At 67.3% G+C, this 10,245-nt stretch carries 10 protein-coding genes; 2 read left to right on the forward strand and 8 right to left on the reverse strand.

Translation table 11 applies throughout. The features are described 5' to 3' along the window. Positions 1–322: 322 nt before the first annotated feature. Both AC3WQZ_RS34720 and AC3WQZ_RS34725 read right to left on the reverse strand, forming a co-directional pair. Positions 323–1,303, reverse strand: coding sequence for an ABC transporter substrate-binding protein (locus tag AC3WQZ_RS34720; protein ID WP_010813416.1), 981 nt, complete (start codon positions 1,301–1,303; stop codon positions 323–325). A 156-nt stretch (positions 1,304–1,459) separates the two neighbouring features. Further along, positions 1,460–1,879 carry a DUF1801 domain-containing protein gene (locus AC3WQZ_RS34725; RefSeq protein ID WP_492302080.1) on the reverse strand — a complete coding sequence of 140 codons (420 nt, stop codon included), beginning with the start codon at positions 1,877–1,879 and terminating at the stop codon, positions 1,460–1,462. 220 nt (positions 1,880–2,099) lie between these two features. Between AC3WQZ_RS34725 and AC3WQZ_RS34730 the strand changes: the two genes are divergently transcribed. After that, entirely contained in the window at positions 2,100–2,570 is a 471-nt protein-coding gene (locus AC3WQZ_RS34730; RefSeq protein ID WP_439669821.1) for a DUF1801 domain-containing protein, read from the forward strand. A gap of 10 nt (positions 2,571–2,580) precedes the next feature. Here the strand turns inward: AC3WQZ_RS34730 and AC3WQZ_RS34735 are convergent, their stop codons facing one another. The 6 genes from AC3WQZ_RS34735 to AC3WQZ_RS34760 all read right to left on the reverse strand — a co-directional run bounded on the left by AC3WQZ_RS34735 (position 2,581) and on the right by AC3WQZ_RS34760 (position 8,910). Then, entirely contained in the window at positions 2,581–3,345 is a 765-nt protein-coding gene (locus AC3WQZ_RS34735) for a fumarylacetoacetate hydrolase family protein (protein ID WP_010813413.1), read from the reverse strand. After that, a complete protein-coding gene (locus AC3WQZ_RS34740; RefSeq protein WP_492302081.1) occupies positions 3,342–4,772 on the reverse strand; it encodes an amidase in 1,431 nt (476 codons plus the stop codon). The genes AC3WQZ_RS34735 and AC3WQZ_RS34740 overlap by 4 nt, the downstream gene beginning before the upstream one ends. A 24-nt stretch (positions 4,773–4,796) precedes the next feature. Continuing rightward, positions 4,797–5,879: a TRAP transporter substrate-binding protein gene (locus AC3WQZ_RS34745; protein WP_492302083.1), complete on the reverse strand. Its 1,083-nt coding sequence runs from the start codon at positions 5,877–5,879 to the stop codon at positions 4,797–4,799. Positions 5,880–5,896: 17 nt separating this feature from the next. Continuing rightward, positions 5,897–7,204: a TRAP transporter large permease gene (locus AC3WQZ_RS34750; protein ID WP_011616863.1), complete on the reverse strand. Its 1,308-nt coding sequence runs from the start codon at positions 7,202–7,204 to the stop codon at positions 5,897–5,899. Further along, a complete protein-coding gene (locus tag AC3WQZ_RS34755) occupies positions 7,201–7,860 on the reverse strand; it encodes a TRAP transporter small permease subunit (RefSeq protein WP_492302084.1) in 660 nt (219 codons plus the stop codon). Before AC3WQZ_RS34755 ends, AC3WQZ_RS34750 begins: the two co-directional genes overlap by 4 nt. A gap of 102 nt (positions 7,861–7,962) precedes the next feature. Continuing rightward, on the reverse strand, positions 7,963–8,910 hold the full coding sequence (locus AC3WQZ_RS34760) for an IclR family transcriptional regulator (protein ID WP_081225766.1): 948 nt from the start codon (positions 8,908–8,910) through the stop codon (positions 7,963–7,965). 399 nt (positions 8,911–9,309) lie between these two features. Between AC3WQZ_RS34760 and AC3WQZ_RS34765 the strand changes: the two genes are divergently transcribed. Further along, the gene (locus AC3WQZ_RS34765) at positions 9,310–9,981 is read left to right on the forward strand and encodes a GntR family transcriptional regulator (RefSeq protein ID WP_011616861.1); all 672 of its coding nucleotides are present in this window, start codon (positions 9,310–9,312) and stop codon (positions 9,979–9,981) included. Positions 9,982–10,245: the final 264 nt, after the last annotated feature.

Genomic DNA, 10,245 nt, shown 5'->3' on the forward strand with positions numbered 1-10,245 from the left:
GCCTATGGCTTCCGTGATGACCACTACTTCTTCTTGAAGATCCGGGCGGCCTTCCCCGGAAATCGGTGAAGAACCATATGTTTGGGGGTCACGGCTTTATAGGTGAGGGCCATTCCGGGCCTATAGGACCAGTTGCCCGGATTCGCTGGGACCAGAACGGTCCGCGCCGGCGCAGGCCGCGCCAGGCCGTGAAATGGGCTGGCGCGGGTCGGCGTCAATCATGGAAATCCTTAGCGGCCTCCGGCGAGGCCATGGTCGTGCCGGAGGCGCTTGCCGAGGCCGTCGATGGACTCAGTGCACGGCCTGGCGCCGCCCGCGGCAGTCAGGCGGTAAGGGAGAACCCGGAGTCGAAGGTCTGCCGCACATCGAGCCGCTGCTTGAGCAACCCAGCTTTCTGGTAGAAATCCGCCGTGCGCTGCTGCTCGGCGATCAGTTCGGCATCGATCTGCCGCCATTGCGTGTGCCGCCGCTCGAACTGCAGCCGTGCCGCCTGCGGCGGGATCCCGATGATGCGGGCGAGGGCCGCCGAGAACTCCGGCACGTGCTGGTAGGACCATTGCTGCGCACGCACCACCCGGCGCAGGAAGTCTTGCAGCACCGCGCGCTTGGCCGCCAGCGCGGCATCGGTGGCTGCCAGGTAGCTGAGGCCGGACCACAGCCCGCGTCCGCTGACCAGCACGCGCGCGTGGCCGCTGGTTTCCGCCATCGCGGTATAGGGTTCCCACGTCGCCCACGCGTCCACCGAGCCGCTGCTCAATGCGAGCTTGGCATCCGCCGGCGGCAGGAAGCGGAGGTTGGCGTCCTCCGGCTTCAGCCCCGCGGATTCCAGCGCCTTGAGCGTCACCAGGTGGCCGATCGAGCCACGGTTGGTGCCAATGCTCTTGCCTTTCAGGTCGGCCGCCTGCCGCAGCGGCGAGTCGGGCCGCACCAGGATTGCCGTGCCGTAGGGATCAGAGCGGTTGGCGCCGATCAGCTTGATCCGCGTGCCGGCCGCCAGCGCGAAGATCGCCGGGGCATCGCCGATCGGGCCGCTGTCGACCGCGCCCGCGTTCAGCGCCTCGGCAAGCGGTGCCGCGGCAGGGAACTCGGTCCATTGAATGTCGTAGTTCAGGCCGTCGAGCGCGTTGGCGGATTCGAGCAGCGCGCGCAGGCCGCCCTTCTGGTCGCCGGCTTTCAGGACCGGGCGCCCCTGCGCTTGTGCATTGCCGGTGGCGAACGTGGTGAAGGAAAGGATGGGGCCGGAGGCGAGCGCGGCCGTGGCGGCGGCGCCCTGGCGCAGGAACTGTCGTCGGGAAGCGGTCATGGCATTCGCGGGGAGATTGAAACCCACGAACCTACGCGCGCAGCACGCGAAAACCAACGAAGAAAACCGGCATTCCATATGCGTGGAGCATGCCGGACGGGACGTTCTTTGCGATGCTCAGGCGCGCGCCCGCACGCCAGGATGCTTCGTGTCCCTTTACTCTTTGCTCTCTTGTGCTTTCGCCCGGGTAGCCGCGGACGGTGCCTTCTTCTTCGACTTGCCCTGATTGAACGCAATCGCGGCACGGATGAGATTCTTCATGGCACGCGCATCAATCTTGTCGCCCTCGAAGAGATCGATCGCACGCCACTTGTTGCCGCCGAGGCCGGCGTTGAAGAGCTTGTCGGGATCCGGCAGGCTCGCCCCGTTGGTGAAGGTGATCTTCACCTTCTCCTTGTGCGCGTTGGCGACCGCGATCATGCCGTCGCGTGACCACACCGGGCTCCCCATCCATTTCCATTCCTCGATGATCTCGCCGTCGGCCTCGAGGATGGTCTTGCGGAGCTTGGCCAGCGTCTTGCCACGCCAGTCAGTGAGTCCTGCGATCAGCTCGTCGATACGTTCCGATGGATTCATGGATGCCTATTCCTCGAATTTTTCCCGCGCATGAGGCAGCTCGCGTCCGGCCATGACAGAGAGCGTTCCGGTCGATCCCTCGTTCGTTGCCCGATCCGCTTCACGAGGTTAGCATAGCCCGATTGTCGTGCTTCAAGCACTGTCGTCAGCGGCTATGTCTGCCCTGGGCGACTTGGCCTGTCTGTCAGGTGGTCAGCGTGTATTCGATGGAGTGAAGGCAATGGCGAACCAACCATCCAGGAAGCCGGCGCACGCCGCAACGAAGACTCCGGCCAGGCGGGCCGCTGCCAGCCCGCCCCTGCTCGCAGGCGGCAACCCCCAGGTCGCGAAGGCCGACGGAGATGCCCCCGTGCAGGCCTATATCGCCGCCATGCCGGGCTGGAAACAAGACGCCGGGCGCCGTCTCGACGCGCTCATCGAGCGCAACGTTCCCAACGTCCGCAAGGCAGTGAAGTGGAACTCGCCGTTCTATGGCATCGAGGGCCAGGGCTGGTTCCTCAGCTTCCATTGCATGACGAAGTACATCAAGGTGGCCTTCTTCCGTGGCATGTCGCTGCGCCCTGTTCCCCCTGTCGAATCCAAGGACAAGAACACGCGCTACTTCCACATCCACGAAGACGCCGAGCTTGACGAGGCGCTGGTGGCAAGCTGGGTCCGGCAGGCATCGGAGCTGCCTGGCTGGGTTCCGTAGGCCCCCGCCCTCAGAACCACGCCGCAAGCGTCCCCAGCCCTTCGATCCCGGCGCTGACGCGGGTTCCGGCAGAGGCAAAGAGCAGCCCGGTGCAGGTGCCGGTGGTCACCACTTGCCCGGCTTTCAGCCCCGCCCCGCGCGCGGCGCAGTGGTTGGCCAGCCAGACCAGCAGCGCGCCGACATCAGGGCTCTGGTGCCCGCCGACGGTATGCGCCACGGTGCGCCGGCCGAAGCGCAGCGTGGCCTCCAGCGCGCCCAGGTGCAGCCACTCGCGCGCGAACGGCGTGGGGCGCCCCGTCACCAGTGCGCCATGGCTGAGCAGGTCGGCCAGCTGCGCATCGCTGCCGGCCCCGAGCCAGTCCTCCAGGCGGCTTTCCACGACTTCAATGGCAGGCACCACCAGCGCAAGCGCGGCCTCGATATCCCGGCGCTCATAAGGCCGGCCGCGCGGCGGCAGGCTGGCGCCGAGCACAAAGGCAACCTCCACTTCGATGCCGCGCAGGCGCCAGGCCGGCCCCCGCAGGCCCACGCCATCCGGCAGCAGGCCGGCCGCCGGCAGCGGCGCACAGGCGGGTTCCTGGCCCGGCCCCCTCGCACCAACCTTCCAGCCGCCAATCGGGCCGATCATGGCAAGCGTGGCATCCTGCACGGCGTAGCTGCCGCCATGCGCAAGCGGGTGCAACAGTGCCGGATCGACGCGCTCGCCGCGCGTACGCGCGACGCAGAGCATCTGCGCGAGCGCCGCCGGCGTACCTGGCGCAACCAGGGTCTTCATCGGCCCTGCCCGTCGAGCGGGAATCCCGGCGCCCTCGGGAAGGCCTGCTCGAACTGGCGCGCGATTGCCAGCAGCAACGCATCCTCGGCCGGCGCCGCCACCAGCTGGAGGCCAACCGGCAAGCCCTCTGCCTCGCCGCATGGCAACGAGATCGCGGGCAGGCCGGCAGCATTGGCGAATGCGGTGAACACCGCATGGCCACGCGGCCCGGCCTCGCGGCCTTCGATCACAGGCGGGTGCGACTGTGCGGCCGGCCATGGCAATGCCGCTGCGGCGGGCGTCAGCAGCAGGTCGTAGCGTGCGAACAGCAAGGAAAGCTCGCTGCGCAGACGCTCCACGGCCATCAGCAGATCAAACAGCTGCACGGCACGCAGGCCTGCGCCAGCCGATGCATTGGCCTGCGTGGCAGCACCGAACGTGCCCGCATCGAGCGGCGGGCAGAACGGCAGTTGCGCGCCGCCCTGCTCCACCAGCCAGGCCAGGCCGGCCTGCGACAACAGCGACCATTTGGCATTGGTCGCTTCAGCCAGATCGAACGCCTGCGCGGTATCCACCGTGTGGCCAAGTTCACGCAGCGCTTGCGCTGCCTGCCCGGTCAAGGCAGCGATGCGCGCATCCACCGGATGATCGCCGAACCGGGGCACGTGCAAGACCCGGCATGGCCGCGGCGGCATCTGCAGCGGCACGCCGGCAAAGCGCCGGGAATCGGGATCGCGCGGGTCGGGCTGGCCCAGCGCCTCGGCCATGGCCATCGCATCGGCCACGCAGCGGGCCAGCGGGCCGACCACTTCATAGCGCATGAAGATCTCTGGCAGCCCATCGCCGCGCGGCAGCCGGCCGGGCGACGGCTTGAAGCCCACCAGCCCGGTATGCGAGGCCGGGCGCCGGATCGAGCCGCCGCCGTCGGTGCCCAGCGCCAGCGGGCAGCAGCCCGATGCCACCGCCGCCACCGCGCCGCCGGAAGACCCGCCCGGCGTCAGGGCCGGCTGCCAGGGATTGCCGGTTGTGCCGAAGACGAGGTTGTCGGTATAGCCCTGCATGGCGAACTCCGGCACATTGGTCTTGCCGAAGATCAGCGCCCCGGCCGCGCGCAGGCGCGCCACCGGTAGTTCGTCGCGGTCCGGGACAAAGCCCGCCAGCGCGCGGCTGCCCCAATGCGTGGGCAGGCCGCGCACGTGCAGGTTGTCCTTGACGGTGACCGGCACGCCATCGAGCGCACCCAGCGGCTCGCCACGGCGCCAGCGCGCGGTGCTCTCCTGTGCCGCCGCCATGGCGCCTTCAGTATCGAATGCGATCACGGCGTTCAGCGCCGGATTGCAGTGCGCCGTGCGCGCCAGGCAGGACGCCAGCGCCTGTTGCGGCGTGAAGCGGCCGGTGGCGTAGCCGTCGGTGAGCGCATGTGCCGGCAGTTTCCAAAGATCATCCATCGTCGTCTCCGCCGTCCTCAGTGTTCACTTGACCCCGACCAGCGGCCCGATGGTCTGCTTCCAGATGGCCGAGCATTGCGGGTAAGACTTGTCGCAGACCTCGGTCCAGGTCGGCAGCGAGACCGTGGTCAGCGCGTCGCGCACCAGCTGCAGGTCGACCGGACGCACGGGCACCTCCTTCATGGCGAACTTCTTGCCGGTCTTGCACGGCTCTTTGCCGACGTTGCAGCGCGAGGCATCCTCGAACAACTCGCGCGAGTAGGACCAGGTATCGCGCTCGAAACGCTGGAAGGCCTCGGCCAGGCGCGTTTGCTGGTCGGGCGGCAGCGCGTTCCAGCGGCTGAGCTTGATGGCGTACGCATTCAGCGCGATCTGGAAGCCAACTGGCATGAAGTATGAGGTGACCTCGGGCCATCCCGCCGTGTTCGCCGAGCTCGGGCCGGTGATCGCGCAATCGGTGACGCCGCGCTCGAGCGCCTGCTGGGTCTCGCCGAAGGGGATCGTCACCGGAATGCCGCCGAGCTTCTCGATGAATTTGGCCAGGGACTGGTCATAGACGCGCACCTTCTTGCCCTTCAGGTCGGCCAGTCCGCCAATCGGCGACTTGCAGAACACCACCTGCGGCCCGAACGGCCAGATCCCGAGCAGCTTGGCGCCGTAGCGTTCCTGCAGGCGCTTGTCGAAGGCATTGCGGTAGGCATCCACGGCCTTGCTGGCCGAGCCGTAGTCGGTGCTCAGGCCAACGATGTCCGGCCCGAGGAAGAATGGCTCGTCGCGCGAGACCTGGGCCAGGCGCAGGCTGACGATGTCGAACAGCCCGGAGCGAAGCACGCGCAGGCCGTCTGAATCCTTGATGCCGAGCACATCCATCGGCTTGTAGTCGGCATCGATCGGCAGGCCGGTGTTCCTGGCGAAGTTCTCGAAAAAGGGCTGCTCCTTGTTCTGCTGGATCAGGCCGGTCGCGACGAGGTTGCCGGCTACACGCAGCTTCGTTTGCTGGGCTGGTTGAGCAGGCTGTGCCTGGGCAGTGCCCGGCAGCAGCACGGCGGCAACGCAGGCGACATGGGCGGCCGCGATCAGCGCGCCGGCGATTCGTTTGGCGTTCATGGGAGCTTCCTTGGAGGTCAATGCCCGAACATCAGGTTGGGCAGATAGGTGGCAATCGCCGGGAAATGGATCAGCACGGCGGTCATCACCACCATGGCGGCAAAGAACGGCAGCGTGCCCTGGAAGACTTCATTGATCGATCCTTCGCCGCGCACGCCCTGGATCACGTAGAGCGTCATGCCGATCGGCGGGCTGATCAGCGAGATCTCGCACATCAGCACCATGAACACGCCGAAGAACACGGGATCGATGCCGGCCGCCTGCACGATCGGGAAGACCACCGGGACCGTGCCGACCAGCATCGGCATGGTCTCCAGCGCGATGCCCAGCACCAGGTAGAGGGCTGCCAGCAGCCACAGCAACACTGCCGGCGACACGTCCACCTGCTTCATCAGGCCGGCCAGCGCCTGCGGCACCCCCAGCATGGAGAGCACGAAGTTCAGGTAGAGCGCGGCCACCAGGATCAGCGCGGTCATCGCGGTCAGGCGCAGCGTGGAGCGGAAGCAGTCGTGCAGCATGGCGACGCTGAGCTTGCCGTAGGCGGCCGCCACCGGCAGGCACACCAGCACGCCGAGCGCGGCGCTCTCGGTGACCGTGGCCCAGCCGGTGTAGATGCTGCCCATCACCACCGTGAACACCAGCAGCGGGCCCGCCAGGTGGCGCGAGTTGCTCAGCCTGGCGAGCAGCGGCACACGGGCCTCGCGCGGGCCGCCCGCCGCGGGCTTCCACAGGCAGATCAGCAGGATCGTGGCCAGGAACAGCACGGTCATGATGGCCCCGGGGAGCACGCCCGCCACATACAGCCGCGCCGCCGAAGTATTGGTCATCGAGCCGTAGATGATGAAGGCCACGCCGGGCGGGATCAGGTTGCCCAGGCTGGCGCCGGCCGCGATCGAGCCCAGCACCATGCGCTGGTCATAGCCGCGATTGCGGAAGGAAGGCAGCGCGACCGTGGAAATCGTCGCCGCGGTGGCCACCGATGACCCTGACACCGCCGAGAACAAGGCCGAGGCACCGATATTGGTATGGAGCAGGCCGCCCGGCAGGCGGTTCAGCCAGTCGCCGAGCGACTGGTACATCTTGTCCGTCGCGCCGCCGCGCATCAGGATCTCGCCCAGCAGGATATAGAGCGGGATCGACAGCAGCAGGTAGTCCTCGCCGGCTGCCCACAACTGTTCGCCCAATGCGTCGATCGCTGGCATGCCGAAATAGGCCAGCGCCCCGGCCACGCCCACCACCAGCATGCTGGTGGCCACATGGAAGCCAAGGAACATCAGCCCCAGCATCAGGCACAGCCCGAGCAGGATTTCAATGGGACCGATCATGCTGCCGCTCCTTCGCTCTTGCCTTCAGCGCTGCCCTGGCCTGCGCCATTGCCCTCAGCGGGCGCGGCGGCGACGCGGATGTCCGCCTCCGCCTCGATCTCCTCGGCCAGGGTCTGCGGCCCGAACTGGCTGTTCAGGCGGGCCCAGTCGCGCCGCACCAGCAGCTGCAGGGCGTGCCAGGCGGCGCAGGCCGCCACCAGTGCGAACAGGGCATAGCCGGCCAGCCACAGGGTCTGGGGCATCCACAGGGGCGTGGCAAGCGGCGTGGACGCGGTGCTGTGCAGGTCGATGGTGTCCACCAGCACATGGCCGGCGCGCCAGAGACAGAGTCCGGCCACCGCAGCCAGGCTCAGCATCGCCAGCAGGTTGAGCACGGCCCGCACCTTGACCGGAAAGCGCGTCAGCAGGAAGTCCACCCGGGTATGGCCGCGCCCGACCAGCGTGTAGGCAAAGCCGCACGCGCCAAGGTTGGCGTAGGTATAGCCGCCGATTTCATCGATACCCTGCAAGCTGAAGCCACCCAGCTTGCGCCCGAGCATTTCGACGCAGGTCGCCACCGACAGCACGATCAGCCACCATCCGCACAGGATGGCTATACGGTCAATGCCGGCGGCAAGCCGTCGGCTCCAAGGGGTATCGGCAAGCAGGGTCTTCATGGTGCGGGGGCCGGTCGTGACATTGCTTCCATTGAAGCGCATGGCCAGACCCGCGCGGCGGCTTTCCCGCACGCCGGAACTTCTTGAATAAACCCTTAGGAATCAACAGCTTTCCGGCGCGCCCGCGTGGAAAGGCAAGGACGCTGCGGGCACTGGCATCGGGCAGGGCACGCGGGTGCAGCGCCCGCCGTAGGCTGCGCTGATCTCTGTGGCAGCCCAACGCACCCAGGCGCCAAGCTCATCGAAACGGGCACGCACGATGCGCTGGCTGGAACCGGCCAGCGAGACCGCGGCGAAGGGCCGGCCGTGCTCGTCACAAATCGCGGCGGCAATGCAGCACAGGCCGACCGCATTCTGCTCGTCGTCCACCGCATAGCCGCGCCGGCGCACTTCGGCCAGGGTCTCATGCAGGCGCGAGGGGCGCGCAATGGTGTTGTTGGTCAGGCGCGGCAGGCCAAAGGTGCGCAGGTATTGCAGCACGTCGGGCTCGCTCTTGGCGGCCAGCACCGCCTGGCCCATGGCCGTGCCATGCAGCGGCGCGCGCTGGCCCGGCCTGGCCAGCGCGCGGCTGCCGTGGGGACCCTCTGCCTGGCAGGCGAAAACAATCTGCCCGTCGCTGGCCACGCCCAGGTTGACGGTCTCCCCGGACAACGCGCTCAACCGTTGCATCACCGGCAGGGCAAGTTCGCTGATGCGGCGCCGGCGGGCGAAAGCGGCACCCACCGAGAAGCAACGCACGCCCACGTACCACAGGCTGCGCTCGCGATCGAACTGGACAAACTGGCGCTGCTCCAGAGTGGTCAGCAGGCGATGGACAGTCGACGTAGACAGGCCGCTGCGTGCCGCCAGATCCACCAGCCGGTAGCCCTCGTCGTCATCGGACAACAGCTCGATCAACTGGAGCGCGCGCGTCAGGGACTGCACCGTGCTGTCGCCGTCCCGGCATTCCCGCCCTTCCCGTGACGGCGGGTCGGCGCTGGCGGCAGGCGCCACCGCCCGTGTTGCGGCTTCCTTCCTGGCCTCCCTTGTCCTGGTCGTGGTGCCTGCCATGTGAGTCCCCTTGCTTGCGTTGCCGCACGCGGACGCAAGTTCCGGGCCACTGCCCGGTCACGGGCCTGGCCCACGCCGGACATGGGCATGCGGTCAGCCCGCACCGCCGCCGTGCCACATGCACTCGCTCCGCCCCGCCCTTCGCCCGACTTTAGTGCACAAAATTGTGTACAACCATGATGGAAGCCATTAAGAATATCTCGCCCAACGGCCGAAACACGAAGAGGGAAATCCCTTGTTTTCTTGTGCTGGCTCTTGTGGGCGGCCCGTTTTAACCTGTATACAATATTTCCAGCCGTTGCCTGGCATCCGGATTGCCTTCACCAGCATCCCGGATGCGGGCAAAAAGGCGCCACTTCTCCACCTATCGAGCAGATAACGTTGACGACCCAGCACAGCATGGCCGCAAAAGCAGAGGCGCCTTCCATTGCGGAACGCATCAGCCAGGCCATCATGGAGCACCGCGTTGCGCCTGGCATGAAGCTGGCCGAGGAACGGCTCGCACTGGCTTTTCGCGTCAGCCGCACGAAGATACGGCAGGCCTTGACGGTCCTGGCCAAGGAAGGACTGGTGCAGCTGCATCCGAACCGCGGTGCCTATGTCACCAGTCCGTCGGTACAGGAAGCACAAGACTTGTTCGCGGCGCGCCGCGTGGTCGAACGTGACATTGTCTGCAATGTGGTCGCGCGCGCTGGCAAGGCCGGGCTACGCCGCCTGCGCCAACACCTGGCCAAGGAGGCCCGCGCCCGCGCGGATAACGATCATCGCACCCTGATCAAGCTCACGGGCGAATTCCACATGCTGCTGGCAGAGCTGGGCGGCAACAGTTTTTTCATCAAGCTGATGGGGGAGCTTTGCCCGCTCACCTGCCTGATCATCGCGCTCTACAACGCACCGAACGCACCGGCTTGCCCGGATGACGAGCACTCCGGCATCGTCGATGCGATCGAGGCTGGCGATGCCGCTACCGCCTGCGCGCGGATGCTTGCGCACCTGGATCACGTGGAACGCGAACTGAACCTCGGGCCGCGCGACAAGGGGGATGTCGACTGGGAGGCGGTGTTCGGCTGATGGCGCAGGCAGCCGGCCGCGCATCACACGGTGTTGCAGAAGACCTCGGTCAGCGTGTTCCCGACGACCGACCATGCGCCTCCCCCTCAGTCAATGGCTCCCGCGGCCGCCCGCCTTCAGACTGCCAGGCGCTCCACCGCCCTCTGACGCCTGACCATCCCCAACGAGAACATCGACAACCCTGCGACCAGTGCCGGCACGCCGATCAGTGCAAACAACGCCGGCATCCCCAACCCCATCGACAGCATCGTCGCCCCGCCGACC

This window comes from Cupriavidus sp. FW305-26 (assembly GCF_058787975.1).